Source organism: Streptomyces sp. 840.1, from assembly GCF_003751445.1.
Classification (GTDB): domain Bacteria; phylum Actinomycetota; class Actinomycetes; order Streptomycetales; family Streptomycetaceae; genus Streptomyces.
The window spans coordinates 5,736,659-5,763,059 of record NZ_RJUU01000001.1 but is presented as its reverse complement, the minus strand read 5'-3'; the positions used below and the strand labels follow the sequence as shown (position 1 = coordinate 5,763,059).

The 26,401-nt window shown below is 72.4% G+C and carries 28 protein-coding genes and 2 pseudogenes; 13 read left to right on the top strand and 17 right to left on the bottom strand.

What is annotated here, in order from left to right; genetic code table 11:
* A pseudogene (locus tag EDD93_RS26335) lies at positions 1 to 746 on the top strand (geranyl diphosphate 2-C-methyltransferase); the annotation flags it as partial.
* 95 nt (positions 747 to 841) lie between these two features.
* Here the strand turns inward: EDD93_RS26335 and EDD93_RS26330 are convergent.
* The 5 genes and pseudogenes from EDD93_RS26330 to EDD93_RS26310 form a co-directional block, all read right to left on the bottom strand.
* A pseudogene (locus EDD93_RS26330) lies at positions 842 to 1,434 on the bottom strand (hypothetical protein); the annotation flags it as partial.
* Positions 1,435 to 1,448: 14 nt separating this feature from the next.
* A complete protein-coding gene (locus EDD93_RS26325; protein WP_123527511.1) occupies positions 1,449 to 2,612 on the bottom strand; it encodes an ROK family glucokinase in 1,164 nt (387 codons plus the stop codon).
* Positions 2,613 to 2,736: 124 nt separating this feature from the next.
* On the bottom strand, positions 2,737 to 3,600 hold the full coding sequence (locus EDD93_RS26320) for an ATP-binding cassette domain-containing protein (RefSeq protein ID WP_123527510.1): 864 nt from the start codon (positions 3,598 to 3,600) through the stop codon (positions 2,737 to 2,739).
* A complete protein-coding gene (locus EDD93_RS26315; protein ID WP_123527509.1) occupies positions 3,597 to 4,649 on the bottom strand; it encodes an ABC transporter permease in 1,053 nt (350 codons plus the stop codon). Before EDD93_RS26315 ends, EDD93_RS26320 begins: the two co-directional genes overlap by 4 nt.
* Positions 4,646 to 5,629 carry a sugar ABC transporter substrate-binding protein gene (locus EDD93_RS26310; RefSeq protein WP_123527508.1) on the bottom strand — a complete coding sequence of 328 codons (984 nt, stop codon included), beginning with the start codon at positions 5,627 to 5,629 and terminating at the stop codon, positions 4,646 to 4,648. Before EDD93_RS26310 ends, EDD93_RS26315 begins: the two co-directional genes overlap by 4 nt.
* Positions 5,630 to 6,072: 443 nt before the next feature.
* On the opposite strand from EDD93_RS26310, the gene EDD93_RS26305 reads away from it, so the two are divergent.
* Positions 6,073 to 7,077 carry a Gfo/Idh/MocA family oxidoreductase gene (locus tag EDD93_RS26305; RefSeq protein ID WP_123527507.1) on the top strand — a complete coding sequence of 335 codons (1,005 nt, stop codon included), beginning with the start codon at positions 6,073 to 6,075 and terminating at the stop codon, positions 7,075 to 7,077.
* A gap of 24 nt (positions 7,078 to 7,101) precedes the next feature.
* Here the strand turns inward: EDD93_RS26305 and EDD93_RS26300 are convergent, their stop codons facing one another.
* From EDD93_RS26300 to EDD93_RS26280, 5 genes are all read right to left on the bottom strand, one after another.
* Positions 7,102 to 8,298 (bottom strand): cytochrome P450, encoded by a 1,197-nt coding sequence (locus EDD93_RS26300; RefSeq protein ID WP_123527506.1) that lies wholly within the window; start codon positions 8,296 to 8,298, stop codon positions 7,102 to 7,104.
* An 11-nt stretch (positions 8,299 to 8,309) separates the two neighbouring features.
* A complete protein-coding gene (locus EDD93_RS26295) occupies positions 8,310 to 8,729 on the bottom strand; it encodes a PaaI family thioesterase (RefSeq protein ID WP_123527505.1) in 420 nt (139 codons plus the stop codon).
* A 154-nt stretch (positions 8,730 to 8,883) separates the two neighbouring features.
* A complete protein-coding gene (locus EDD93_RS26290; RefSeq protein ID WP_123527504.1) occupies positions 8,884 to 10,062 on the bottom strand; it encodes a cytochrome P450 in 1,179 nt (392 codons plus the stop codon).
* A gap of 85 nt (positions 10,063 to 10,147) precedes the next feature.
* Complete coding sequence (locus EDD93_RS26285) at positions 10,148 to 10,867, bottom strand: response regulator transcription factor (RefSeq protein ID WP_123527999.1); 720 nt, start codon at positions 10,865 to 10,867, stop codon at positions 10,148 to 10,150.
* Complete coding sequence (locus EDD93_RS26280) at positions 10,864 to 12,081, bottom strand: sensor histidine kinase (protein WP_123527503.1); 1,218 nt, start codon at positions 12,079 to 12,081, stop codon at positions 10,864 to 10,866. Before EDD93_RS26280 ends, EDD93_RS26285 begins: the two co-directional genes overlap by 4 nt.
* Before the next feature lie 146 nt (positions 12,082 to 12,227).
* Here EDD93_RS26280 and EDD93_RS26275 point away from each other — a divergent pair, with 146 nt between their 5' ends.
* On the top strand, positions 12,228 to 12,431 hold the full coding sequence (locus EDD93_RS26275) for a hypothetical protein (RefSeq protein WP_123527502.1): 204 nt from the start codon (positions 12,228 to 12,230) through the stop codon (positions 12,429 to 12,431).
* Here EDD93_RS26275 and EDD93_RS26270 read toward each other — a convergent pair.
* Entirely contained in the window at positions 12,421 to 13,344 is a 924-nt protein-coding gene (locus EDD93_RS26270; RefSeq protein WP_123527501.1) for a DMT family transporter, read from the bottom strand. The two genes, EDD93_RS26275 and EDD93_RS26270, sit on opposite strands and share 11 nt — an antisense overlap.
* A gap of 153 nt (positions 13,345 to 13,497) precedes the next feature.
* Between EDD93_RS26270 and EDD93_RS26265 the strand changes: the two genes are divergently transcribed.
* From EDD93_RS26265 to EDD93_RS26255, 3 genes are all read left to right on the top strand, one after another.
* Positions 13,498 to 14,142, top strand: coding sequence for a TetR/AcrR family transcriptional regulator (locus EDD93_RS26265; protein WP_123527500.1), 645 nt, complete (start codon positions 13,498 to 13,500; stop codon positions 14,140 to 14,142).
* Between the two features lie 139 nt (positions 14,143 to 14,281).
* A complete protein-coding gene (locus tag EDD93_RS26260; RefSeq protein ID WP_123527499.1) occupies positions 14,282 to 14,716 on the top strand; it encodes a hypothetical protein in 435 nt (144 codons plus the stop codon).
* Positions 14,717 to 14,767: 51 nt separating this feature from the next.
* Positions 14,768 to 15,385, top strand: coding sequence for a TIGR03086 family metal-binding protein (locus EDD93_RS26255; RefSeq protein ID WP_123527498.1), 618 nt, complete (start codon positions 14,768 to 14,770; stop codon positions 15,383 to 15,385).
* 72 nt (positions 15,386 to 15,457) lie between these two features.
* Here the strand turns inward: EDD93_RS26255 and EDD93_RS26250 are convergent, their stop codons facing one another.
* Complete coding sequence (locus tag EDD93_RS26250) at positions 15,458 to 16,081, bottom strand: dihydrofolate reductase family protein (RefSeq protein WP_123527497.1); 624 nt, start codon at positions 16,079 to 16,081, stop codon at positions 15,458 to 15,460.
* Between the two features lie 222 nt (positions 16,082 to 16,303).
* On the opposite strand from EDD93_RS26250, the gene EDD93_RS26245 reads away from it, so the two are divergent.
* The 3 genes from EDD93_RS26245 to EDD93_RS26235 all read left to right on the top strand — a co-directional run bounded on the left by EDD93_RS26245 (position 16,304) and on the right by EDD93_RS26235 (position 18,282).
* Complete coding sequence (locus tag EDD93_RS26245; protein WP_123527496.1) at positions 16,304 to 17,068, top strand: 3-oxoacyl-ACP reductase family protein; 765 nt, start codon at positions 16,304 to 16,306, stop codon at positions 17,066 to 17,068.
* 70 nt (positions 17,069 to 17,138) lie between these two features.
* Entirely contained in the window at positions 17,139 to 17,372 is a 234-nt protein-coding gene (locus tag EDD93_RS26240; protein ID WP_123527495.1) for a hypothetical protein, read from the top strand.
* A 79-nt stretch (positions 17,373 to 17,451) separates the two neighbouring features.
* Entirely contained in the window at positions 17,452 to 18,282 is an 831-nt protein-coding gene (locus tag EDD93_RS26235) for an aldo/keto reductase (RefSeq protein WP_123527494.1), read from the top strand.
* Positions 18,283 to 18,346: 64 nt separating this feature from the next.
* Here EDD93_RS26235 and EDD93_RS26230 read toward each other — a convergent pair whose 3' ends face one another.
* Complete coding sequence (locus EDD93_RS26230; protein WP_123527493.1) at positions 18,347 to 18,676, bottom strand: putative quinol monooxygenase; 330 nt, start codon at positions 18,674 to 18,676, stop codon at positions 18,347 to 18,349.
* 168 nt (positions 18,677 to 18,844) lie between these two features.
* Positions 18,845 to 20,188 carry an allantoinase AllB gene (allB, locus tag EDD93_RS26225; RefSeq protein WP_123527492.1) on the bottom strand — a complete coding sequence of 448 codons (1,344 nt, stop codon included), beginning with the start codon at positions 20,186 to 20,188 and terminating at the stop codon, positions 18,845 to 18,847.
* Between the two features lie 325 nt (positions 20,189 to 20,513).
* Here allB and EDD93_RS26220 point away from each other — a divergent pair, with 325 nt between their 5' ends.
* Complete coding sequence (locus EDD93_RS26220; protein ID WP_123527491.1) at positions 20,514 to 21,314, top strand: IclR family transcriptional regulator; 801 nt, start codon at positions 20,514 to 20,516, stop codon at positions 21,312 to 21,314.
* Positions 21,315 to 21,388: 74 nt separating this feature from the next.
* Here EDD93_RS26220 and EDD93_RS26215 read toward each other — a convergent pair whose 3' ends face one another.
* The gene (locus EDD93_RS26215) at positions 21,389 to 22,099 is read right to left on the bottom strand and encodes an ABC transporter ATP-binding protein (protein ID WP_123527490.1); all 711 of its coding nucleotides are present in this window, start codon (positions 22,097 to 22,099) and stop codon (positions 21,389 to 21,391) included.
* Positions 22,096 to 23,187 carry an ABC transporter permease gene (locus EDD93_RS26210; protein WP_123527489.1) on the bottom strand — a complete coding sequence of 364 codons (1,092 nt, stop codon included), beginning with the start codon at positions 23,185 to 23,187 and terminating at the stop codon, positions 22,096 to 22,098. Before EDD93_RS26210 ends, EDD93_RS26215 begins: the two co-directional genes overlap by 4 nt.
* A 110-nt stretch (positions 23,188 to 23,297) precedes the next feature.
* Here EDD93_RS26210 and EDD93_RS26205 point away from each other — a divergent pair, with 110 nt between their 5' ends.
* A complete protein-coding gene (locus EDD93_RS26205) occupies positions 23,298 to 24,506 on the top strand; it encodes a sensor histidine kinase (RefSeq protein WP_123527488.1) in 1,209 nt (402 codons plus the stop codon).
* Positions 24,503 to 25,153, top strand: coding sequence for a response regulator transcription factor (locus EDD93_RS26200; RefSeq protein WP_123527487.1), 651 nt, complete (start codon positions 24,503 to 24,505; stop codon positions 25,151 to 25,153). The genes EDD93_RS26205 and EDD93_RS26200 overlap by 4 nt, the downstream gene beginning before the upstream one ends.
* 44 nt (positions 25,154 to 25,197) lie before the next feature.
* On the opposite strand, the gene EDD93_RS26195 is transcribed toward EDD93_RS26200, so the two are convergent.
* A complete protein-coding gene (locus EDD93_RS26195) occupies positions 25,198 to 25,500 on the bottom strand; it encodes a DUF5955 family protein (protein ID WP_185092526.1) in 303 nt (100 codons plus the stop codon).
* Positions 25,501 to 25,718: 218 nt separating this feature from the next.
* Between EDD93_RS26195 and EDD93_RS26190 the strand changes: the two genes are divergently transcribed.
* The gene (locus EDD93_RS26190) at positions 25,719 to 26,366 is read left to right on the top strand and encodes an NTP transferase domain-containing protein (RefSeq protein WP_398904941.1); all 648 of its coding nucleotides are present in this window, start codon (positions 25,719 to 25,721) and stop codon (positions 26,364 to 26,366) included.
* Positions 26,367 to 26,401 lie beyond the last annotated feature (35 nt).

The following is a 26,401-nucleotide window of genomic DNA, read 5'->3' as shown; positions in this document are numbered from 1 at the left end:
GGGCTCTACCACCACCACTACGGCATCGGTGCGGTGGACACCTCGGCGCTCGGTGACGCCGGGGACGGCGCGAGCGAGAAGAAGCTGATCTCCGAACTCCACCGACTGGAGTCGGCCCAGGCCGAGTTCCTCCTGGGCCACCTCGGGGACATCGGGCGCGAGGACACCCTGCTGGACGCCGGCTGCGGCCGCGGCGGCTCGATGGTGATGGCCACCAGCGCTTCGGGTGCAAGGTCGAGGGCGTCACGCTCTCCGCCAAGCAGGCCGACTTCGCCAACGGCCGGGCCGGCGAGCTCGGCCTCCAGGACCATGTCCGGGCGCGCGTCTGCAACATGCTGGCCACCCCGTTCGAGACCGGGTCGGCGGCGGCCTCCTGGAACAACGAGTCGAGCATGTACGTCGACCTCCACGACCTGTTCGCGGAGCACTCCCGCGTCCTGGAGATCGGTGGCCGCTACGTGACCATCACCGGCTGCTGGAACCCGCGGTACGGCCAGCCCTCGAAGTGGGTCTCGCAGATCAACGCGCACTTCGAGTGCAACATCCACTCGCGCCGGGAGTACCTCCGCGCCATGGCCGACAACCGGCTGGTGCCCCAGACCATCATCGACCTCACCCCCGACACCCTGCCCTACTGGGAGCTGCGGGCCACGTCCTCGCTGGTGACGGGGATCGAGGACGCGTTCATCAACTCGTACAAGGACGGGTCCTTCCAGTACCTCCTGATCGCGGCAGACCGCGTCTGACCTCGCGCAGCCGTCCGCGGGACCCCCGTCGGCTCCGGCCGACGGGGTTCTCCCGCGTCTCGCGCCGAGCCGGACCAGCCCGGCCCGGGAGCGTCAGGGGTGGCTGCGGACACGACGTACACGACCGGGGCCATCGGGTCGGTCATGTCGACGGTGATGTCCTGGGTGGGGCGCGGGTCCTTGTTGGTGTGCGTGGTGCCCGACCACGCGACGCCTTCGCCGAAGTACCAGCCCGCGACCTTCGTGTCGCGGGCGCCGACGGTGATCCTGCCCTCGGTCAGGGCCGCGCGGCCGGTGCCGACGTTGGTCAGGAAGCGGTCGAGACCGTTGGAGGACGTGCGGAACTGCACGTACATCCGGCTGGCCTTCCAGTTGTTGGTCTCGTAGTACTCGACGTCCTGCGCGTCCCACGGGATCGGCACCTCGAAGATCCGGCGCAGCATCCGGGACGGCCAGCCCTCGCGGAGCCCCTGCGCCGCGGCCTCGGCGGCCTTGTCCTCGCCGGAGCGGCGGCTCTGGCTCGCGGAGATCAGCAGGTATCCGGCCGGGATCCCGATGAGCAGCACGATGATGGTCGCCGTGATCAGGCGCCGGCGGATCGTTCTGCGCCGGTCCTCGGGCAGCCGCCCGTCGCCCTGCTCGGGCGGCGGGACTGACGCGGCACGACGGGGTGCTCGGCTGCGGTCATGGCTCTGGGGGTCCCTAGGAAGTGCGGGTGTTGCGAGTGTTACGGATGGTGCTCGCTGCCTGGTCGTAGATCTGCGCGTACCGCTCGTACCGCTCGACGCGGCGGCGGTTGGTACGGCGGAACCTGCGGGCCACCAGTCTGGCGAGGTCGGCGGCGCCGACCATACCCGCCTCGGGGCCGAGCTGCGCTTTCGCGATCCGCGCCTCGGGCCGGTAGCCGCGGCCGGTGAGGTGGCGTTTGAAGGCGTCCCTGGCCGGTCCGATCAGCAGGTCGTCGGCGGCGCTGACACCGCCTCCGATGACGAAGCAGGAGGGGTCGAGCGCGGCGGCCAGATTGGCGATGCCGACGCCGAGCCACTGGCCGATGTCCTGGAGGAGTTCGATGCACATCGCATCGCCCTCGCGGGCCAGTTCGGTGATGAGCGGTCCGGTGATGTCGGGGATGTTGCCCTTGACCCGCTCGATGATTCCGTGGGCCACCGGGGAGTCCGCGGCGGCCAGTTCCCTGGCCTCGCGGACGAGGGCGTTCCCGGAGCTGTACTGCTCCCAGCAGCCCCGGTTGCCGCAGGGGCAGCGGTGGCCGCCGGGCACCACCTGCATGTGGCCGAACTCACCGGCGACGCCGTACTTGCCCCGCTTGACCTGACCGTCCTCCAGGATGGCGCCGCCGATGCCGGTACCCAGTGTGATCATGACGAGGTGGTCCTCGCCCCGGCCGGCGCCGAAGCGCCATTCGGCCCAGGCGGCGGTGTTGGCGTCGTTGTCGACCATGACCGGGACGACCAGCCGGGAGGCGATGGCGTCGCGCAGGGGTTCGTCGCGCCAGGCGAGGTGGGGGGCGAACAGCACCTTGGACCGGTCCGCGTCGACCCAGCCGGCCGCGCCGATGCCCACCGCGTGCACGTCGTGGCGGTCGGAGAGGTCGAGGACCAGCTCGACGATGGTGTCCTCGACGACCTTGGGGCTCTTGGACTTGTCGGGCGTCTCGGTGCGCAGGGTCTCCAGGATGTTGCCGTCGGCGTCGACGACGCCGGCCATCACCTTCGTCCCCCCGATGTCGATGCCGACGGTGGGGACCCGCGGCGCGGTGAGGTGCGAGCGCCGCTCCCGGGTGCCGACGGTCCGCAGGACGGTGGCGCGGGCGGAGCCGCGGTGCGTGAAGTCGCGGTACGTGCTCATCGTCCCTGGGGGGTCGGGGGTGGCCGGGGTCGGTCTGATCCCGGCGGCGGGCGGCGCCCGTCGGCCCCGATTCTGCCACTGCCGGGGCGGCGGGGCTGCCGGACGGGGTCGGCGGCCCCGCTGACTACGGGGTGTCGTGCTTCGCGGCGGGGCCGCCCCGCAGGTCCGGGCCGGGGGTCCGCTCCAGCTCGTGGCTGAGCTCCTCCAGCTCGCTGCCGCCCGCCATCTGGCGGGTGAGCTCGTCCAGCGTGATGCCGCCCTTGGTGTGGCTGCCGGCCATGGCGCCACGCTTGAGCAGTACGAAGCGGTCACCGACCAGATACGCGTGGTGCGGGTTGTGCGTGATGAGGACCACGCCGAGCCCGGCGTCCCTGGCGGCGGCGACGTACTTGAGGACGACGCCGGACTGCTTGACGCCGAGCGCCGCGGTCGGCTCGTCCAGGACGAGCACCTTGGCGCCGAAGTGGACCGCCCGTGCGATGGCCACGCACTGGCGCTCGCCGCCGGACAGGGTGCCGATGGGCTGGTCGACGTCGCGCAGGTCGATGCCCATCCGCAGCAGCGCGGAGCGGGTCGTCTCACGCATCAGGCGGACGTCGAGGCGCTTGAAGGGGCCCACGCCGGTGGTCGGCTCGGAGCCGAGGAAGAAGTTCCGCCAGACCGGCATCAGCGGGACGACCGCGAGGTCCTGGTAGACCGTGGCGATGCCCCGGTCCAGGGCGTCGCGCGGGTTGGCGAGCGTGGTTTCCTCGCCGTCCACGAGGAAGCTTCCGGCGTCGTGCCGGTGCAGCCCCGCGATGATCTTGATCAGGGTGGACTTGCCGGCGCCGTTGTCACCGAGGACGCAGGAGATCTCGCCCGCGTGCACCTCCAGCGAGACGTCCTCCAGCGCCTTGATGTTGCCGTAGAACTTACTGACGTGGTCGAGCTCGACCAGCGCCCGCGGATCGGTGTCCTGCGGCACGTCCGGTGCCGTGGGGGCCGTCATTTCGTCGCCTCCGCGCGCTTGCGTACCCATGCGTTGAGCAGGGTGGCCAGGAGCAGCATCGCTCCGAGGAAGAATTTGAACCAGTCCGGGTTCCACTCCGCGTACACGATGCCCTTGCTGGTCATGCCGAAGATGAAGGCGCCGACCGCCGAGCCGATCGCGGAGCCGTAGCCGCCGGTGATCAGGCAGCCGCCGATGACGGCCGCGATGATGTAGATCAGCTCGTTGCCGACACCCTCGCCGGACTGCACCACGTCGTAGCTGAACAGCAGGTGCTGTCCGGAGACCCAGGCGGCGAAGGCCACCCCGAGGTAGAGCCCGATCTTGGTCCGGATGACCGGGACACCGACCGCGCGCGCCGCGTCGGCGCCGCCGCCGACGGCGTAGATCCAGTTGCCGAAGCGGGTACGGAGCAGGATCCAGGTGGCGACTGCGACGAGCACGGCCCACCACAGGATGGTCACCTTCAGCTCGACGCCGCCGACGGTCCAGTAGGAGGCGAAGAGCTTGCGGGCGGAGGGGAAGCCCTCCATGTTGCCGATGGTCTTCGTCGAGACGGTGCCGCTGATCAGCTTGGTGAAGCCGAGGTTCAGGCCGGTCAGCATCAGGAAGGTGCCGAGCGTGATGATGAAGCTCGGCAGTTTGGTGCGCGTCAGCATGAAGCCGTTGAACGCGCCGATGGCGAGCGTGACCAGCAGCGACACGAAGACGCCGACCCAGACGTTGGCCGTCATCTGGTAGCTGAACATCGACGAGATCAGTGCGGAGCTGGTGACCATCACCCCCGCCGACAGGTCGAACTCGCCGCCGATCATCAACAGCGCCACCGGCGCGGCCATGATCCCGATGGTGGAGGCCGCGTACAGCACGGTGCCGAAGCTGGTGGCGCGCAGGAAGCTGTCGGCGACGATCGCGAAGAAGAGGAAGACGGCCAGCGCGCCGACGACCGAGCCCAGCTCGGGGCGGCCGAGCAGCTTGCGCAGCGGTGAGGTGCGCAGCAGCCGCTCGTCCGTCCCGGCGGGCGACGACGATCCGGAGGCCGCGGTCATCGGGTTCCCCGGTCCGCGTACTCGGCGAGCTGGGCGGCGTCGGCGGAGGTGATGACCTGCGGGCCGGTCAGGACGGGGCGGCCGCCGCCGAGCACGTTGCGGTTGTAGCGGTAGAGCCAGAGCAGGTCGACGGCCTCGTAACCCTGGAGGTAGGGCTGCTGGTCGACGGCGAAGCCGAGGGTCTTGGCCTTCAGCTCGGCCGCGACCTTGGCGTTCAGGTCGAAGGTGTCGATCTCGGCCTTGCTGCCGGCGGTCTGCTTCGCCTTGACGGCGGCGTCCGCGAACGGCGCGCCGAGGGTGACGACCGCGTCGATGTCCTTGTCGGCCTGGAGCTTCGCCTCGATGGAGGCCTGGACGTCCGGCATGTTGGTGCCCTCGACGTACAGGTTCTGGATCTGCCCGTCGAAGGCCTTCTTCGCTCCGGCGCAGCGCTGCTCGTGGCCCACGTTGCCCTGCTCGTGCAGGATGCACAGGGCCTTCTTGCGGCCGCGCTTGTTGAGCTCGTCGCCGACGGCCTCACCGGCGATGGACTCGTCCTGGCCGATGTGGGTGAGCGCGCCGAACTGCTTGGACTCCGCGACGCCCGAGTTCACCGTGATCACCGGGATGCCGGCCTTGGTGGCCTTGGCGACGACGTCCTTCATGGCGTCGGGCTTGGCGAGCGTGACGATCAGCCCGTCGACCTTCTTGTCGATGGCGGCCTGGACCAGCTGCGCCTGCTGCTGCGCCTCGTCGTTGTGCGAGTACAGGAAGTTGATGTTGTCCTTGCCCGCCGCCATCTTGGCGCCCTTCTGGACGATGTCCCAGAAGGTGTCGCCGTCGCCCGAGTGGGTGACCATGGCGAAGGTCCAGCGGGGCGTGTTCACCGCGGACCGGCCCTCGGCGGCGGCCTGCGCCGCCCGGTCCTCCGCCCGCTTGCCGCCGGTGCTGCTGCATCCCATGAGGGAAGCCCCGAGCACCGCCGCAAGCACGGCGCCCATCGCACGTACCCCTGTCCGAACCCTTGCCACGACTCCGTGCCCTTCTCGTGCTGCTCGTTGTGCTGCTGGTGGAGCCGGGCCCCGTACGGTCCCGGTCCGGCTGGGCAAGTATCCCCGAGCCGCCACCGCCGTCACCCGGCAGGGCGCGGCGCGTGTGTCGGGACGGGGCGCGTACGGCGCCGGGGGCGGCCTGGTGCCGTCCCCGGCGCCGTACGAGAAGCCGGGAAGCCTCCGACACCGTACGGAAGTCGTGGGGCGCTGTCACCGTACGGGGAGGCGGAAATCGAAGGAGTGAGGCGGGGCCCGGCGGGGCGGGCGTGAATTTCCCGGCCGGGGCGGGCTGTGGCGGGGCGGCGGGAGGCGGCGGGCACCGCTCCGACACCCTCGTTGCTTTGTCAGGACATATAGTTGACAGCGTTGCCGGTGACCGGCACGTTGGGTCCATGCGCATCGGACTCATCGGCACCGGCCGGATCGGCTCCTTCCACGCGGGCGTGCTGTCCCGCCACCCCTCGGTGGACGCCCTGGTGGTGACGGACACCGACCCGGCCCGAGCGGCGGAGGTCGCCCGACGTACCGGAGCGAACACCGCCGGCTCCGCCGCGGAGGTGTTCGGCGCGGGCGTCGACGCCGTGGTGATCGCCTCGGCCACCGCGGCGCACGCCGAGCTGATCGGCCGGGCCGCACGCGCAGGGCTGCCCGCGTTCTGCGAGAAGCCCGTCGCCCTCGACCTGGCGGGCACACTGGCCGCGCTGCGCGAGACCCGGGAGGCGGGGAGCGTGCTCCAGCTGGGGTTCATGCGCCGGTTCGACGCGGGGTACACGGCGGCGCGCACGGCCGTGCGCGGCGGGGCGCTGGGCCGGCTGCACACCGTGCGCACGGTGACCTCCGACCCGGCGCCGCCGCCCGCGGCCTATCTGCCGCTCTCCGGCGGGCTGTACCGGGACTGCCTGATCCACGACTTCGACATGGTGCGCTGGGTGACGGGCCGTGAGGTGACCCGGGTGTACGCCACCGGCTCGGACGCGGGGCCCGCGATGTTCCGTGAGGCGGGCGACGTGGACACCGCGGCGGCGCTGCTGACCCTCGACGACGCCACCCTGGTCACAGCGACGGCGACCCGCTGCAACGGCGCCGGGTACGACGTGCGGATGGAGCTCGCCGGGGAGCTGGACCAACTCGTGGTCGGCCTGGACGACCGCACCCCGATCACCTCCGCCGAACCGCAGGGCCCCGCGGCCCCGGCCAAGCCCTGGCCGGGGTTCCTGGACCGCTTCGCCCCGGCGTACGAGGCCGAACTGGACGCGTTCGTGCGGCTGGTGCGCGGCGAGGCCGCCAATCCGTGCGACGGCCTGGAGGCCCTGCACGCGCTGCGGGTCGCGGAGGCGTGCGAGCTCTCGCGCCGGGAGCGCCGGCCGGTGGAGCTGGCGGAGATCCCCGGGGCCTGAGACACGGGCGGGGGCTTGGGGACCTCACCACCGGACCGGCAGGCCTTCCGGTCCCCGGATGAGCATCCCGGTCCGCCAGGTCAGCGTGTCCGGATCCGCGTCCAGGGCCAGGCCGGGGCAGCGTTCCAGCAGTGCTCCGACCGCCACCGCCGCCTCGATCCGGGCCAGCGGCGCGCCCAGGCAGTAGTGGATGCCGCGTCCGAAGGCGACGTGCCCCCGGGCGTCCCTGGTGATGTCGAAGCGGTCCCCGTCCGGGTAGCGGTCCGGATCGCGGTTGGCGTCCGCCGTCGCGATCAGGACCAGCTCGCCGCCGCCCGGGATCACCGTGCCGCCGATGTCGAGCGGGCCGGTGGTGAAGCGGTAGGTGGGCGTCTCGATCGGGCCGGCGTAACGCAGCATCTCCTCCACCGCGTTGTCGATCAGCGCGGGCTGCGCCCGCAGCGCCGCGAGCTGCTCGGGATGGGTGAGCAGGGCGAGCACCCCGTTGGAGATGAGGCTCACCGTGGTCTCGTGGCCGGCCACCAGCAACAGCCAGGCCATGCCCATCAGTTCCTCGGCCGAGAGCCGGTCGCCGTCCTCGTCGGCGGTGTGGATCAGCGCGCTCATCAGGTCGTCGCCCGGCTGTGCGCGCTTGTCGTCGAGGAGCCCGGCCAGATAGCCGGACATGTCGGCGGTGGCCGCCCGCCGCGCCGCCCCGTCGATGGAGGACACCGCGGTGTTGGACCACGTCCGGAAGGCCCGGCGGTCCAGGAAGGGCACCCCGAGCAGTTCACAGATGACGGACATCGGCAGCGGGAACGCCAGCGACTCGACGAGGTCGGTACGGCGGCCGGGCAGGGCCAGCATCGTGTCGAGGAGTCCGTCGGTCATCCGCCGCACGCGCGGCACGAGCTGCTGCATGCGGCGGGGCGTGAACTCCCGGGTGACCAGCTTGCGCAGCCGGGTGTGCACGGGTGCGTCCGTGCTGAGCATGGACGTCCCCGAGGCGACCTGGGTCAGGCCGAGCGCGGGCGAGGCCCTGGCCCACTGCTTGGAGAGCCGCTGGTCCGCGAGCGCGGCGCGGCCCTCCTCGTACCCGACGACGAGCCAGGCGGGTGTGCCCTCCGGGATGCGGACCCGGTGGACGGGGCCCCGGGCCCGCAGGGCCGCGTACACGCTGTACGGGTCGCGGGTGAAGCTGTCCCCCATGGCTCCGAGGTCGACTGCCTCCTGCGTGGTCACGCGGGACTCCTTCAGGACGACGAGGCGTTCAGGACGGTGCCCTGGGCGACCGCGCACAGGGTTTCGGCGCCGCCCGCGTCAACGGTGAACAGATCGCAGCGGGCCACGGCCTGCCGGCGGCCGGTGTGAACGACGAGGGCGCGGGCGACGAGTCCGACGCCGGTCGCGGGCCGCAGGTACTGGATCGAGAACCCGCCGGTCAGCACGGCCGGGCCGAGCGTCGTTCCGGCGGCGAAGGTGAGCGCGTTGTCGGCGGCGTACGCGAGCACCCCGCCGTGCATGAATCCGTTCTGCTGCCGGAGTTCCTCGCGGCCGTCGATCTCCAGCGTCGCCCCGCCGTCGCCGAACGCGGTGATCCGCGCTCCGACGAGTGCGCTGAACGGCTGGCTGTCGAGCACCTTGCGGGCCGTCTCCAGGTCGAGTCCGGTCATGACGTTCCTTTCTGTCCCACACAGCACGTCCGCCTCATCCGGCAGGCATCACCGGCACGTCCTGTCAGCACTTCCCGTCAGCACTTCTCGTCAGCGCGCACAGTCGGCACGCACAGTCGGCATGTCTTGTCGGCACATCGTGTCGGCGTCCGTCTCACCAGCGCACCGGGAGCGTCCGCGTCCCCCGGATCAGCATGCCGGGCAGCCAGTCCGGCTCCCCCGCGTCCGGGTCGAGTACGAGTCCTGGGCACCGCTCCAGCAGCGCGCGGACCGCGATGCGGCCCTCCATCCGGGCCAGCGGCGCACCCATGCAGAAGTGCACGCCGTGTCCGAAGGCCAGGTGCCCCTGCGTCTCGCGGCGGATGTCGAACCGGTCCGGTTCCGGGTAGCGGCCGGGGTCGCGGTCGGCGCCCGCCAGGGCGACCAGCACCGGATCACCGGCCGCGACGGCCGTCGAGCCGATCGTCGCGGCCTCCCGGGCGAACCGGAAGGTGGCGGTCTCCACCGGTCCGTCGTAGCGGAGCATCTCCTCGACCGCCCCGTCGATCAGCCCGAAGTCGGCCCGCAGAGCGGCCAGTTGTTCCGGGTGTTCGAGCAGGGCCCGTACCCCGTTGGCAATCAGGTTGACCGTCGTCTCGTGCCCTGCGACGAGCAACAGGAAGGCCATGCCGACCAGTTCGTCGGGCGACAGTGCGTCCTCGTCCTCGTACCGCGCGGCGATCAGCGCACTCAGCAGGTCGTCGCCCGGCGAGCGGCGCTTGATCTCGATCAGCTCGGCGAGATAGCCGCCCATGGCGCGGACCGCGTCGCCGTTTCCCTGCGCACCGGCAGGGGAGACCACGCCGTTGGACAGCAGGCGGAAGGCGTCCCGGTCCAGGTCGGGCACTCCGATGAGTTCGCAGATGACGGTGATGGGCAGCGGGAAGGCGAAGGCGTCGACGAGATCCGCCTGCCCGGCCGGCAGCATCGCGTCGAGCAGCGCGTCGGTGATCTGCCGCACGCGGGGCCGCAGCGCCTCGATCCGGCGGGGGGTGAACTCCCGCGCGACCAGCTTGCGCAGCCGCGTGTGGTCGGGTGCGTCCATCTCCAGCATGTTGGCGTTGATCGGGTCGCCCGCACCCGTCTGGCCGGGCAGCGTCCGCCAGTCCTTGCCGAACCGCTGGTCGGCCAGGACGGAACGCCCCTCGTCGTACCCGACGACCAGCCACACCCGGTCGAACTCGTCGGTCCGGACGCAGTGCACCGGTCCCGCGACGCGCATCTTCTCGTAGTACGGGTACGGGTTCGCGGTGAAGTCCGCGAACCCGCGCAGATCCGCATCGACATCGGACATGGGCCCACCCTCCCGGTCTGATCGGTCCGGCCGCGAGGGCCGGCCGGTTCAGCGTATGCCGCCGGGCCCGCACCGGACGGAGAGATCAGGACAGGCCGGGCCCGTCACCGTCGTCCAACAGGCCCGCATCGTGGACCAACAGGGCGATCTGGACACGGTTGTTGAAGTCGAACTTGGCCAGAATCCGAGACACCTGGGTCTTCACGGTGGCCACGCTCAGGTAGAGCGCCGCGGCGATCTCCGCGTTGGAACGGCCGTGCCCGACGGCAACGGCCACCTCGCGTTCGCGGTCGGCGAGCAGTTCGAGCCGCCGGCGGGCCTCCTGCGCGCGGCCGGCCTTCTCCTCCCGTCCGGGGCCGGCGGCTCGGGCCATGAGCTGCCGGGTGACCGCGGGCGACAGGACAGGGTCGCCGGCCGCGACCCGGCGCACGGAGTCGACGATCTGTCCGGGCGGGGTGTCCTTGAGCACGAAGCCGGCCGCTCCGGCACGGATCGCGCGCAGCACCTGTTCGTCGGCGTGGAACGTGGTCAGGACGATGATCTCGGGTGCGTCGGGGCGGCCGCGCAGCACCTCGGTGGCGGTCAGCCCGTCCATGACCGGCATCCGGATGTCCATGAGGACGACGTCCGGCCGGAGCCGTTCGACGAGTCCGGGTGCCTCGCTGCCGTCGGCCCCCTCCCCCACGATGTCGATGTCGTCGGCGCCGCCGAGCATCAGGGTGAGCCCGGCCCGTACGAGCGGGTCGTCGTCGACGATGAGAAGCCGCACGGGCCGGCCGGCGGGGGCGGGAGTCGGGTTGGTCATGACGGCCACGGTAGCCAAGCCCGGACCGCGAACCCACCGCCAGGTTCCGGTCCGTGGTCGAGCCGGCCGCCGGCGAGGGTGGCCCGTTCGGTCAGGCCGATGAGGCCCTGGCCGGACCCGGGCACCTGCTCGAAGGGCTCGGTGGGGGCCGGGTTGCGGACCTCGACGGTGATGCCCTGCCCCGGGCCGCCGCTGACCCTGACGGTGACCTCGGTGCCGGGCGCGTGCTTGCGGGCGTTGGTCAGGCCCTCCTGGGCGATGCGGTAGACGGTGCGGCCGGTGGCGGCGGGCGCCGCGGCCGGGTCGGCCAGGTGGTTGTCGAGGGCGACCTTCATCCCGGCCAGGCGGGATTCGGCGATCAGCGCGTCGAGCGTGGCGAGGGTGGGCTGCGGGCGGTCGCCCTCGCCGTCCCGGGGGCTGCGCAGTACGCCGATGATCTCGCGGAGGTCCTGGAGCGCCTCGTGCGCGCTGTCCCGGATGACTCCGGCGGCGCGGGCCACCTCGGCGGGGGGCGCGTCGGGCCGGAATTCCAGGGCTCCGGCGTGGACGCTGAGCAGGGTCAGCCGGTGGGCGAGGACGTCGTGCATCTCCCGGGCGATGTCCTCGCGGGCCAGCCGCTGGGCCTGTTCGGCGCGCAGTGCGGCCTCGGTCTCGGCGCGGCGGGCGCGCTCGCGCAGGGTGACGACCAGCTGGCGTCTGGACCGTACGACCATGCCCCAGCTGAGCACCAGCAGGATCAGCAGCACTCCGACGATCGTGGACGCCATGAACGAGGTGCTCGGGTCCGGGCGCACGTAGGGCTGGATCGGGGCGACGGCCAGAGCGCCGGCGCCGACGAGGGCGACAGGGCGGAACGGCCGGTGCACGGCCACGCTGAACAGGGCCACCAGCAGCGCTCCGGCCGCGACGGGCTCCACGGTGGACAGCAGCGTCAGCGCCACCGCGAGGCCGGCCGGCCACCGCCGCCGGAACCACAGCGCGCAGCAGGCCGCGGCGCCGATCAGCGAGTCCACGAAGAGGACACCCTCGGGTGTGGTGGGGTCCGCCTCGATCGTGGCGAGGGTCGCCAGTCCGATGCCCGCCGCGCAGACGAACGCCATGATGTCGACGATCCAGTCGCGCACGGTACGGCGGGAGCGGCCGTCCCGGTCTCCGGGCAGCTCGGGGTCGGCCATCGCCGAGGGCAGCAGCCAGGGGTACTCCGTACGCGTCATATCGGCAAAGCTACGCAGGGGAAGGACGGCTTCCGGCGGTTCGGGGCGGGGAGGCGACCAAAGTCGCGGAAGGGAAGACTTTCGGCCGAGCGGCCCGGACCACCGGCCGATGCGGCGAGGACGCCCGGCCCGTCAGGCTCGCCCCCATGAAGAAACTCTGCGAGACGGTCGGCTTCCTGCTCTTCGCCCAGGGTGCCGCCGGGCTGCTCCACGAGTGGTTCGGCTGGTTCCACTTCTTCGGTCTGGTGCAGCGGCTGCCGTTCGTCGGCGACTACTCGTTGTTCGTCAGCATCGTGCTGGCGGTGACGGGGACAGCCGTCATGATCGCGTCGGACTCGGTCAAGGAGTAGCCGGGGCCGTGCTGCGCCGCCCCCAGGCCGTGCCCGCGAGCACCAGGACCGCGCCCGCCGCTCCGAGGACGCCGAGGCGTTCGCCGCCGATCGCGATGCCGACGGCCGCGGCCCAGAGCGGTTCCGTACCGAGCAGCAGACTGACCCGGGACGGCGAGGTGCGGCGTACGGACCACATCTGCACGAAGAACGCGAAGAGCGTGCAGAAGACCGAGAGGAAGAGCAGCCCGCCCCACTCGCGGACGCCGAATCCGGCGGCGACCGACCACGGCGAATCGCCGGTACCGGGGACGGCGGCCAGCAGTGCGAAGACGGCGACCGCGCTGCCGAGCTGGACGGTGGTCAGGGAGAGCGAGTCCGCCGACCGGACGGACTTGATGCGTGCCATGAGCAGCACGTGGAGGGTGCGGGCCAGGGCGGCGACGAGCATCAGCAGATCACCCGCCGACGGGCTGGTGAATCCGCCGCCCTGGGTCAGCAGCACCACACCGGCCACGGAGAGCGCGGCGGCGGCGAGGAAGGTGCCGGGCGGCCGGACGCGGGTCACCGCGGCCTCGGCGAGCGGGGTGAAGACCATGGTGAGGCTGATGATGAGCCCGGCGTTGGTCGCCGAGGTGTGCACGATGCCGTACGTCTCCACCAGGAAGATCCCGCTGAGCACCAGGCCCAGCAGCCCCGCACCCCGCCACTGCGCGGCGGTCAGCGCCGAGAGCCTGCGCCACCCGGCGGCCACCAGGACGGGCAGCACCACGGCGAATCTGAGGACGAGGACGGCGATGACGGTGTGCGCCGTGGTGATGCCCTTGGCGGCCAGGTAGCTGGAGCCCCAGACCACCGCGACCAGCAGGACGGGCAGATCGGTGAGCCACGCCCGGCGCGGCGGGGCGAGGACGGGTACGGCGATCGAGGACACCCGGATTCTCCTGGTTCTCCACAGGCAGGATGCGGAGACCTCACTGGCTCGCACGCGGAGCGATCACCGTACCGGCCGCACTCCTACAATGGCGAGCCCCGGGGCCGGTCCGACGCACGCCGCCCCGCACCCCACCGAGCACGGAGTCGCCAGATGGCGGGAGCACGCCAGGACGGAAGGGTCGAGCGGGGCAACCGCACCCGGCAGCTGGTTCTCGCGCACGCGGCCGCGGTCGCCTCGGTGGAGGGCCTGGAAGGCCTCTCGCTGGGCCGGCTCGCCACCGAGCTCCGGCTGAGCAAGAGCGGCGTGTTCGCCCTCTTCGGCTCCAAGGAGGAGCTCCAGCTGGCCACCGTGCGAGCCGCCGCCGCGGTGTACGACGAGCACGTCGTGCAGCCGGTACGGGCCGTTCCGGCCGGGCTGGGGCGGGTCCGGGAGCTGTACGAGCGCTGGATCGCCTACTCGGAGCGGCGGGTGTTCCCGGGGGGCTGCTTCTTCTACGCGGCCATCGCGGAGTTCGACGCGCGCGAGGGCCCGGTGCACGACGCGGTCGTGGCCGCGCAGGCCGACTGGGTCGCCTTCGTGGAGCGCCGGATCGAGGAGGCGCGGGTGCTGGGCGAGATCCGGGAGGACTGCGACGTCCCCCAGCTCGCCTTCGAGATCATCGCGTTCCTGGAGCTGGCCAACGGCGACTCGGTGCTCCGGGACAGCCCGGAGGGCTACACGCGGGCGGCGCGCGCGATCCTGGGTCGGCTGCGGGCGGTGGCGACGGACGCGTCATCCCTGCCCGGCACCGGGTAGCGGGGGCACGCACCGGTGAACCGTCCGGGGCGGCCCGGCCGTAACTAATAGCACGATCGTTCGTTCAACTGTATGGTCACAGTCATCCGCCGCGGAGCCCCGCGGCGGTCCGGCCGAACCACGCAGGGAAGGACCGCCCGTGCCGCACACCCTCTGGAGCACGCACTGGCGGGGCGGCCCCGCCGCCCCGACCGTGGAACCAGGGACCGAAGTCGTCGTCGGCGTCACCGAGTTCGTCACGCACCGCCCCTGGAGCACGCTGTCCGTCGGGACCGCGGGGATGCGGCTGCGCCGCACCTGGCCGGCGACCCCGGGCGCGGTCGGCATGTGGCTGTGGGTGGACGTGGGCCCCCGGATGAACCGTTCCGGTTCCATCACCGTGTGGACCGCCCACGAGCACCTGATGGGCTTCGTCGCCCGCCCCGACCACCGGCGCATCGTCCGCGCGCACCGCGACCGCGGCGCCCTGCGTTCCGCGACCTGGACGGCCCCGTACACCTCCCCCGCCGACCTCCGCGAATCCGCCTGGCCGCTGGTCACCGGAGCGACGCCGTGGCCGACGCCGTCGGCCTGACTCCCCGCCACCCCGAACCCGCCCGAACACCCGGTGAAAGGAACCCCGACCGTGGACATCGTGCAGCTCGACCGGGCCGCAGTGCTGGAATCCGTACGCATCGTGCGGAGCGCGGGCCCCGGCGACTGGGACCGGCCCTCGCCCTGCTCCGACTGGACGCTGCGCCGCCTCGTCGAGCACATGGGCGCCCAGCACCTCGGGTTCGCCGCCGCCGCGCGAGGCCGGGGGGCCGGCGCGGACACCTGGCGGACCCGCCCGTACGGGGACGACCCGGCCGCCCGGTATCGCGAGGCGGCCGACGCCGTGCTGGAGGCGTTCGCCGAACCGGGCGTGCTGGAGCGGCGGTTCGCGCTCCCGGAGATCGACGCCGCCGCGACGTTCGCCGCACCGGCCGCGATCGGGTTCCACTTCATCGACTACGTCGTGCATTCCTGGGACGCGGCGGCCTCGCTCGGGTCGCGGCCCGTCTTTCCTGCGGACGTCGTCGAGGCCGCGCTGCCCATCGCCCTGCGCGTCCCCGGCGGCGAGTCGCGCGAACGGCCGGGTGCGGCCTTCCGGCCCGCGCTGCCCGTCGGCGATCAGGTGGAGGGCGGCGGGGCGGGCACCTTCGCGCTCGTCCTGTCGGCGCTCGGCCGTTCGCCGGACTGGGCCCCGCCGCAGGCCGGCTGACCACGCGGGTGGTTGTCGTGGCGGCCGGTCACGTAGCGCCTTCGACGTGGCGGCCGTTCACTGGACGCTCGTTCAGGTGCCGTCGGGGATGGACCCGAACTCGGCCCGGCCGGTGGGCCGGTAGGTGTTGATCGCGATGCCGTTGGGGGTCATGCGGGCGCCAGTCAGCTCGAAGGCCGTCGGCAGCCCGCCGTCCGTGAACAGCCGCTTGCCGGCGCCCAGCACGACGGGGTGGACCAGCAGGTTGTACTCGTCGATCAGGCCGTGCGCCATCAGGGACCGGGCGAGCACGCCACTGCCGTAGATCTGCACCTCGCCCCCTTGCGTGCGCTCCTTGACCCGGGCGACCTCCGCGGCGACATCGGTGGAGATCACGGTGGTGTTCTCCCAGCCGGCCTTCTCCAGGGTGGTCGAGACGACGTACTTGGGATACCGGTTGAGCCGGGAGGCGACCGGGTTGCCGGGGTCGGTGATGCCCGGCCAGTACCCGGCGAAGATGTCGTAGGTCCGCCTGCCCAGCAGGAAGGCCGCCGAGCGGTCGAACATCTCCCCGACGAACTGCGACGAGTCCCGGTCGATGACCGGGGCCTGCCAGCCGCCGTACTCGAATCCGTCGCTCGGGTCCTCCTCGGGTGCGCCCGGGGCCTGCATGACGCCGTCGAGCGTCAGGAAGGTGATGAGGGTCAGCTTCGCCATGGTCCTGCTCCTTCTGGAACTCGGGAATGGCCGCGACTCGGCAATGGCCGGGTTCCGCTTCCATCTGTTCCGACCCCCGTGCGGGCCGCAACTCATCGGCCGGCCGGAACATCGAAGCGGAGTGGGCGTCCGTTTCCCGCCGGCCCCCGGGCCGCAGAAGAACTTTCCTTGTCCTTGTCAGCCAACCGGCGACACCACCACCGGCAACGGACAGGAACCCTGATGAACAGCACCAGCGACAACAACCTCGCCGCCGGCTCGAACCGCGTCGCGCTCGTCACCGGCGGCAGCCGGGGCATCGGGGCCGCGACCGCTCTGCGGCTCGCGCAGGACGGCGCCGATGTGGCACTGACCTACGCCAGGGACGAGGCGGCCGCCCAGGAGACCGTCCGGAAGATCGAGGCGTGCGGCCGCCGCGCGGTCGCCCTGCGCGCGGACTCGGCCGACGCGGAGGCCGTCCCGGCGGCGGTGCACCGGACGGTGGAGACGTTCGGCCGGCTCGACATCCTGGTCAACAACGCGGGCATCGGTGTCCTCGGCCCCATCGACGCCCTCACCACCGCCGATGTCGACCAGGTGCTCGCCGTCAACGTGCGGGCCGTCTTCCTGGCCTGCCAGGCAGCGGCCGGGCTGATGGAGCGCGGCGGCCGCATCATCACCCTCGGTACGGCCCTGAGCCGGTTCGCGGGCGGACCGGGCGGCACGCTCTACGCGATGAGCAAGTCCGCGCTGTCGGGGCTCACCAAGCCGCTCGCCCGTGAGCTCGGCCCGCGCGGGATCACCGTCAACCTGGTCCAGCCCGGACCGGTGGACACCGATCTCAACCCGGCCGACGGCCCGTTCGCCGCCGGACAGCGGGCCGCGACGGCGCTGGACCGGTTCGGCACGGCCGACGAGGTGGCCTCGCTCATCACCTACCTGGCGGGTGACGAGGCCGCGTACATCACCGGGACCGAGGTCGTGGTGGACGGTGGTCACGCGGCCTGAGTTCCGTGGCAGGGTGGACGGACGGTTCCTGTCCGTCCACCCATTCGCCATCCGCCCGGAGGGGGCACGCATGTTCGGGTCACGCGGGTCGCGCGAGGAGCACGAACGTCCGCTGCACGAGGAGTTCGGCTTCGGCATCGCCCGGCGCGGCTACGACCGCGACCAGGTCGACGCCTACATCACCGGGCTCCGCGGCGGCACCCCGCCGGCCGGCGTGGTGGCCTTCGAGCTCGTGCGCCGCGGCTACGAGCGGAGCCGGGTGGACGAGGTCATCGCCCGGCTGCACCGCGAGGCCGGCCGGTAGGGGTGAGCCGGACAGGCGCGGGCGGCCGGCACCGCCCTAACCTGGCCGGACACCCAGCCGTCCGGCGAGAGGAAAGACCATGCCCGGGACCCCGGCGCACCACCTGAACGACGGCCGAACCGTCCCCGCGGTCGGACTCGGCACCTGGCCACTGGACGACGACGCGGCCGAGCAGGCCGTGGCCGGGGCCCTGGGCCTCGGCTACCGGCTCGTCGACACCGCGCTGAACTACGGCAACGAGACCGGCACCGGACGCGGCATCGCCCGCAGTGACGTGCCCCGGGAGGACGTCTTCGTCACCACCAAGGTGCCGGGCCGCCACCAGGGGTACGAGAAGACGCTGGCCTCGTTCGAGGAGTCCCGGCACAACCTCGGCCTCTCCTACGTGGACCTCTATCTGATCCACTGGCCGCTGCCCCGTGTCGATCTGTACGTGGACACCTGGAAGGCGATGATCCGGCTCCGCGAGGAGGGGCTGGTGCGGTCCATCGGGGTGTCCAACTTCACCGCGGAACAACTGGACCGGCTGGAACGCGAGACGGGCGTGGTGCCCGCCGTCAACCAGATCGAGATGCATCCGCGGCTGCCGCAGGAGGAGCTGCGGGCCGTGCACGCCGCCAAGGGCATCCTCACGCAGAGCTGGAGCCCACTGGGGCGGGGCCGCGATCTGCTGGCCGATCCGGATCTCGTCGCCGTCGCGCGGGCGCACGGTGTGACGCCGGGGCAGGCGCTGCTGCGCTGGCACGTCCAGCTCGGAGCCGTCCCGATCCCGAAGTCCGCCGACCCGGGGCGCCAGCGCGAGAATCTTGACCTCTTCGGCTTCGAGCTGACGGCGCATGAGCTGGAGCGCATCACGGCCGGACCGCGACAGCGGTTCGGCGGGGACCCGTCGACACACGAGGAGTTCTGAGCGGCCCGGCGGCCGGGGCCGGCGGACTTCGGGATCGGGACGGCTCCGGCCTCCCGGTCCCGGTTCAGCTCGTGCGGGGCCGGAGCTCCGTCATCCGGGACCAGCCCTCGCCCGGCACCTCGACATTGATGATCTCGGGCGTCTCGGCAACCAGGTCCGCCATCCGGTCCATGGCCGCGGCGAAGTGCTCTGAGCCCACGTGGGCCGCGCCGGCCTCGGCGGACGCGAACGCCTCCAGCAGCACGAACTGGTCCGGGTTCTCCACGCTGTACGACCAGTCGAAGAAGACGTTGCCCGGCTCGTTGCGGGTGGCGAGGGTGAAGTCCTCGACGGCCGGGAGCCACTTGTCGCGCTCGGCGCTGCGGACGGTGAACCTGACGGCGATGAAGATCATGACGACTCCTGCTGAGGGCTGACGGGGAGCGCGGCAACCCGCGCGGGGTCCCGCGCCACCACCGTATCCCCCGAATACGGACAGCCACCGGCGGCGGTCCCCCGGCCGTCACCCCCGTGCCGGACCCGGTTCTCGCCGACGGTCAAGTGCGCCCCGTCGCGGCCGTGTTCAGCGGTCCCTTTCGAGGAGGCGGCCGGTGGGCGCGGTCAGGACGCCGTCCGACGCGATCCGTACGCCGCGCAGCCAGGTGGACCTGACGACGCCGTGCAGGGTCCGGCCGGCGTACGCGGTGACCTGATTGCGGTGGAACAGCCCGGCCGGGTCGACGGTGAAGGTGGCGTCGGGGGCGAGGACGGCGAAGTCGGCGTCCCGGCCGGCCTCGATCGCGCCCTTGTCGCGCAGCCCGGCCAGTTCGGCGGGGGCCGCCGACATCCAGCGGGCCACGTCGTCGAGCGAGTGGCCGCGCCTGCGGGCCTCGGTCCAGATGGCGGGCAGGCCGAGCTGGAGGGAGGAGATCCCGCCCCACGCGGAGGCGAAGTCCGGCGTCTTGAGGTCGGTGGTGCAGGGCGAGTGGTCGGACACGATGCAGTCGATGGTGCCGTCCGCGAGCCCCTCCCACAGCGCGTCCTGGTTGGCCGCCTCACGGATGGGCGGGCAGCACTTGAACTCGGTGGCGCCGTCCGGGACCTCCTCGGCGGTGAGGGTGAGGAAGTGCGGGCAGGACTCGACCGTGACGCGTACGCCCTCGCGCTTGGCCGCCGCGATCAGCGGCAGCGCGTCGCTGGAGGACAGGTGCAGCACATGGACGCGGGCGTCGAGCCGCTTGGCGTGGGCGATCAGTCCCTCGATCGCGGTGTTCTCGGCGTCGCGCGGGCGGGAGGCGAGGAAGTCCGCGTAGGCGGGGCCGCCCCGCTGGGGTGCGGCCGCCAGGTGGTGCGGGTCCTCGGCGTGCACGATCAGGAGCCCGCCGAAGCCGGCGATCTCCGCCATCGACCGGGCCAGCTGCTCCTGGTCCAGCTCGGGGAACTCCTCGACGCCGGAGGGCGACAGGAAGCACTTGAAGCCGAAGACGCCGGCCTCGTACAGGGGCCGCAGGTCCTTCACGTTGGACGGGATCGCGCCGCCCCAGAAGCCGGTGTCGATGTGCGCCTTGGGTGCCGCGACGCGCTGCTTGACGCGCAGGTGGTCGACGGTGGTGGTCGGCGGGAGGGAGTTGAGCGGCATGTCGAGCAGCGTGGTGATCCCGCCGGCCGCGGCGGCACGGGTGGCCGTGTAGAAGCCCTCCCACTCGGTGCGGCCGGGGTCGTTCACATGGACATGGGTGTCCACCAGGCCGGGCAGCAGGACGTCGTCGCCGAAGTCCTCCAGCCGGGCGCCCTCGGGCACCTGCGCGTCGTACGCCAGGACGGCGTCGATCTTCCCGCCGGTGACGGCGACCGTCGCGGGCCGTGTCCCCCCGGGGGTGACGACGCGCGTCGAGCGCAGTACCAGCTTCACGTCCGTACCGGACACACGTGCTCCCCACTTCAAGAAATTCAACGAACTGTTGAAGGAGTCTTCACTCGCGACAGCGGCCCGTCAAGACCCCATTTTCCGCTTCTGCCAGTCGGCGGACCACTCGGGATGTCGACTGGAGATTTCCACAAAGTAAAAGACTAATTTCGGAGAGCGGAACGTAGAATAAGCCGGACGCGGTGCCGCAGAACCGCCCGGCTGCCGGTGGACACCCGGACAAACGGGCCCTGACCGGCCAGGACGCCGCCCCGGAACAGTGGGCCGATCGGGAAGTGCCCGATAGGCTGCTGCCTTGCTCTTCCGCTTCGAAAGGACCGTTGACGTGCCGCCGTCCCACGCCAGCACATCCGACTCCAAGCCCGCCGGACCCAGCGGTGGTGTGCAGTCCCTTGAGCGCGCCTTCGATCTGCTGGAGCGGATGGCCGATGCGGGGGGCGAGGTCGGGCTGAGTGAGCTCTCCGCGAGCAGCGGTCTGCCGCTGCCCACCATTCACCGGCTGATGCGCACGCTGGTGGTCTGCGGATACGTGCGCCAGCAGCCCAACCGGCGCTACGCGCTCGGCCCGCGCCTGATCCGGCTCGGGGAGTCCGCCGCACGGCTGCTCGGCACCTGGGCCCGCCCGTATCTCGCGCGGCTGGTCGAGGAGACCGGCGAGACGGCGAACATGGCGCTGCTCGACGGCGACGAGATCGTGTACGTGGCGCAGGTGCCGTCCAAGCACTCGATGCGCATGTTCACCGAAGTGGGCCGCCGGGTGCTGCCGCACTCCACCGGGGTCGGCAAGGCGCTGCTCGCGCACACCCCGCCGGACGAGGTGCGGGCGCTGCTCGCGCGCACCGGGATGCCGGCCGCCACCGAGAAGACGATCACCACCCCGGAGGGCTTCCTGGACGCGCTGGAGCAGGTGCGCAGGGCGGGCTACGCGGTGGACGACAACGAGCAGGAGATAGGGGTCCGCTGCCTCGCGGTGTCGGTGCCCAACTCGCCGACCTCGGCCGCCCTCTCGATCTCCGGTCCGGCGGGCCGGGTGACCGAGGCGGCCACCGAGCGGATCGTGCCGATTCTCCAGCAGGCGGCCAAGGAGCTCTCCGAGGCGCTGGCCAGCAGCGGGACGTCCGGCTGAGACGGCTCGCAGGAACGACACGGCGGTGGCCCGGAGCTCGAAGGCTCCGGGCCACCGCCGCGTCGTTCGTGTCCTCAGAGCGAGGCCGGGACCTGGGCCTGGGTCGGGGCCGGAGCCGGGGTGGTCAGCCGGCCGTCCTGCATGGTGACCGTCGTGTCCATCCGGTCCAGGTGCGTCCGGTCGTGGGTGACCATGACGGTCGCCGTGGACCGCTCCCGGGTCAGCGTGACGAGGAGATCGAGCACGGCCGCACCCCGTTCGTGGTCCAGTGCGCTGGTCGGTTCGTCGACGAGCAGGACCGCCGGGTCGTTCATCAGCGCCCGCGCGATGTTGATCCGCTGACGCTGGCCGCCGGAGAGCTGGTGCGGCCTGCGGCCGGCCTGGTCGGCCAGACCGACCGCGTCGAGCAGTTCCAGCGCCCGGGTCCGGGCGGTCCGGGGCGCACCGCCCGACAGATGGGCCATGACCTGGAGCTGCTCGGCCGCGGTGAGCGACGGCAGCAGGTTCGGCTGCTGGAAGACGATGCCGATCCGCTCGCGGCGCAGCGCCGCCTTGTCCGCGCGGCCGAGCCCCGCGGTGTCCGTCCCGGCGACGACGACGGCGCCCTCGTCCGGGGTGACCAGGGTGGCGGCCACGGCCAGCAGGCTCGACTTGCCCGAGCCGGAGGGGCCGACGACCGCGGTCAGGGTGCCGGCGGGCACGTCGAGTCCCACCCGGTCCAGGGCGGTGAGCCGCGCGTCGCCGTCGGGGTAGGTGAGCGTGACATCGGTGAGCGTGAGGGTCATCGGGCACTCCCGAGTGCGGTGAGTGGGTCGACGGCGGTGATCCGCCGGATGGACAGGGCCGCCCCGACGGCGCCGAGGGTGATCATCACGGCCGCCGGGACGAGGACGGTCGACGCCTCCAGGACGAAGGGCACGGCCCCGCCGCTGACCAGGGCGCCGATGCCCGAGGCGAGCGCGGTGCCGGTCCCCGTACCGATGGCGAGCAACACCACGGCCTGCCCGAGCGCGTCCCGGAGCAGATAGGGCGTGGAGGCACCGAGTGCCTTGAGGACGGCGACGTCGCCGCTGCGCTGGATCGTCCAGACGGTGAAGAAGGCGCCGATGACCAGGGCGGAGATGGCGAACAGGAAGCCGCGCATCAGCTGGAGCGAGCCGTTCTCGGCCTGGTAGGAGCCGATGGCGGTGAGCGAGCCGTCCAGGGTGAGCGTGCTGGTGCCGGCCGCGCGGTCGCCCGCCGCCAGATCGGCGCCCTCCGTCGTGGTCAGGGCGATCACCGTGGCGTGGGCCCCGCCGCCCGCGCCGTCGGCGCCGAGCCGCTGCCAGTCGGCCAGCGCGGTCCACACGACCGGCGTATGGCTGTAGGAGGCGTCGCCCGCGACCGCCGCGACGGTGACCTCGGTGCCGCCGAGCCGCAGCCGGTCGCCGGCCCCTGCGGAGAGGTCCTCGGCCGCCTGGGCGGAGAGCACCACCTGCCCCGGTGCCACCCGGGTGCCGAAGGGCGCCGGGCCGCTGTCCGGCTCGACGCCGAACGCCGAGACGGCCGAGGTCCGCTCCCCCGCCACCGAGGCGGCGTTGACCGTGCGGATGCCGAGCGGCTGCGCCTTCTCGACGCCGGGCCGCCCGGCCCAGCTCAGCCAGGCACGCTCCTCGACGGTGGAATTGGTGAAGGACACCGACTGGCCGTCGGGCGGGGCGGCGAACGCCAGGTGGTCGGCGCTCAGCCCCGTGACGGCCGAGGTGTTCTCCCGGGCCAGTCCGGCCGTGAGGCCGGACAGCAGACCCACGAGCAGCGTGATCAGCACCACGACCGTGCCCATGAGCGCGAACCGGCCCTTGGCGAACCGAAGATCTCTCCATGCGACGAACATGACTCCAGCGTCGGTCCGCGCCGCTCTGGAAACATCGCCCGCCGGCTGGGCCCGACATCAACCTTTCGATTGACCGGCCCCCGGCACCGCCCGCCTACGCTGGACGAATCATGGAAACACGTGTTCATCCGCCGGTCGCCGCCGCGCTGCGGCTGTGTCTGCACGCCCTGCTGCTGGGGCTGCTGGCGCTGGCGGCGGTCAAGGCCGTGAGCGCCGGGGATCCGCACGCCGCCGCCGTCGTCGTGGTGTCCTGCGTGCTGGCCGGCGCGTACGCGGGCGGTGCGCTCGCCCCCGTCGTGCAGCCGGGGACCCGGGCGGGGGCGTACTGGCTCGGGGTGCTCGGGGCGCTCTGGCTGGTGCTGCTGGCGCTGTCGCCGGACGGGCTGTGGGTGGCGTTCCCGCTGTACTTCCTCGAGCTGCACCTGTTGCCGATGCGCTGGGGGCTGCCCGCCGTGGCGGTGACCGCGGGCGCCGCCATCACCAGTTTCCTGGTGCACGGGCAGACGGTCACGCCCGGCACCTTCATCGGCCCGGTGCTCGGCGCCGCGGTGGCCGTCGCGACGGTGCTCGGGTACGACGCGCTGTTCCGGGAGAGCGAGCGGCGCCGCGAACTCATCGAGGAGCTCGTCTCGACCCGGGCGGAGCTGGCGGCGGCCGAACGCACGGCCGGCACCCTCGCCGAACGCGAACGGCTGGCGCGGGAGATCCACGACACGCTCGCGCAGGGCCTGTCCAGCATTCAGCTCCTCCTGCGCGCCGCCGAACGCACCCTGGAGCCGGACGCGCCCGCCACCTCCCATGTCCGCCAGGCCCGCGAGGCCGCCCAGGACAACCTCGCCGAGGCCCGCCGCTTCGTGCGCGCCCTGACCCCGCCCGACCTGGCGAACGGTTCGCTGGCGGCCGCCCTGGAACGGCTCTCGGCCCGCAGCACGGACGCCGCTCTCACCGTGCAGTTCGCCGTCAGCGGCACTCCGGTGGAGCTGCCCACTCCGTACGAGGTGGCGCTGTTGCGTACCGCGCAGTCGGCGCTGGCCAACACCGCGCGGCACGCCGGGGCGCGACGGGCGGAGATCACGCTGAGCTTCATGGACACCTCGGTGTCGCTGGACGTGGTCGACGACGGCCGGGGCTTCTCGCCGGACTCCCCGGCCGCCGCCCCCGGCCGCAGCGGGACCGGTGGCTTCGGGCTGCCCGCCATGCGCTCGCGGGCCCGTTCCCTGGGCGGCACGCTGAGCGTCGAGTCGGCGCCCGGCCAGGGCACGGCCGTCGCCCTCACCCTGCCGCTCCCCGCCGGCCCGAACGGACAGGACTCCGCATGACGTCGCCCATCACACCGGGCACACCGATCAGGCTGCTGCTCGCCGATGACCACCCGGTGGTCCGGGCCGGGCTGCGGGCCGTCCTGGACACCGAGCCGGACTTCCACGTCGCCGCCGAGGCAGCCACCGCCGAGCAGGCCGTGGCCCTGGCCGCGACCGGCGGGTTCGACGTCGTCCTGATGGACCTGCAGTTCGGCCCGGGGCTGCACGGCTCGGCGGCCACCGCCGCGATCACCGCGGTGCCGGACGCGCCCCGGGTGCTGATCCTGACCACCTACGACACGGACGCCGACATCCTCGCCGCGGTCGAGGCGGGCGCCGCAGGCTACCTGCTGAAGGACGCTCCGCCCGAGGAGCTGGCCGCCGCGGTCCGCACGGCTGCGGCAGGCCGGTCCGCGCTCGCCCCCGCCGTCGCACACCGGCTGATGGACCGGATGAGGACCCCGGCCGAGGCGCTCACCAAGCGCGAGCTGGAGGTCCTGCAACTGGTGGGTGAGGGGCTGTCGAACCTGCGGATCAGCAAGAAGCTGTTCCTGAGCCAGGCGACGGTGAAGTCCCACCTGGTGCACATCTACGCCAAGCTGGGCGTCGACTCACGTACGGCGGCGGTCGCGGCGGCGACGGCTCGCAGGCTCATCCGGCGCTGAACCGCCGCCCATCCCGCCGGCTCCGCCGCCCCGCTCGCTCCGCTTCAGCGGCGCGGCGGCTCTCCGAAGAGATCCACGGCGACCCGTACGTCCCTGAGCGCCGACGCCAGCGCGCTGACCGAGCCGATCGCCCCCGCGATCAGCAGCAGCGAGCGGCGGAGCCGGGGAATCTCGGGCGCTCCGCTGACCGCCATCGCGTCCAGCGCCGCCAGCTCCTCCTCGGCGATCGCGCGGTCCGGAAACTCCGCGGGATGTCCGGCCAGCTCCCGCCGGAGCCGGGAGACGGCTGTACGCAGCTCCGTCACCCTCGGGTCCTCGTTGCTGCTGGTCACCCGCGCCTGCCCCACGCTCTTCAACAAAGCACTCCCCCTCGCACATCCTTGTGCCGGTGTCACGACCGAGACCCGGACCTTGGTCAAGTGTCCCGGAGTGCGGGCAAGTTAACGCCATGAAAGGTACCGGGCGCCACTCCACGAACGGAACTCGGTGTGTCCCGAGCGATCACAGGCGGTTGCAGAAACGGTCCGTCTGTGCGGGAGCCCGGCTTGTGAGGTATCCAGGCCGCATGACAAGCAATCCGCACCACTCCTCCCCCTCCGTCAACCCGATCGTCAACCCGGCCGCAAACCCCACCGTCGCCGGGCTGCTCCTCGCCGCGGGCGGCGGCCGCCGGCTGGGCGGCCGCCCCAAGGCACTGCTGGAACACCGCGGCGGCCTCCTCGTCGACCACGCGGTACGCACCCTGCGCGACGGTGGCTGCGGCCCGGTCCACGTGGTGCTCGGGGCGGCGGCCGACGAGGTGGGGGCCAGGGCGGAGCTGTCCGGCTGCACCGTGACCGTCAACCCCGAGTGGGCCGAGGGCATGGGCTCCTCGCTGCGGGCCGGCCTCGGCGCGCTGGCCGGCACGGACGCGGACGCGGTCGTCGTACTCCTGGTCGACCAGCCCGGTATCGGCGCCGGGGCGGTGGCGCGGGTGCGGTCGGCCTACCGCTCCCGCACGAGCCTGGCGGCCGCCTCGTACGAGGGTGAACGCGGCCATCCGGTGTTGTTCGGGGCCGGTCTGTGGGCAGACATCGCGGCGGGGGCGGTGGGCGATCAGGGGGCGCGCGCCTATCTGCGGGCGCACCGCGATGCGATCACGCTCGTCGAGTGTTCCGATGTGGCTCAGGCGTACGACATCGACACGGCGGAGGACCTGTTCCACCTTGAGTGAACGCACTGGCACGCTGCGCCAACCGAGGGGCACTT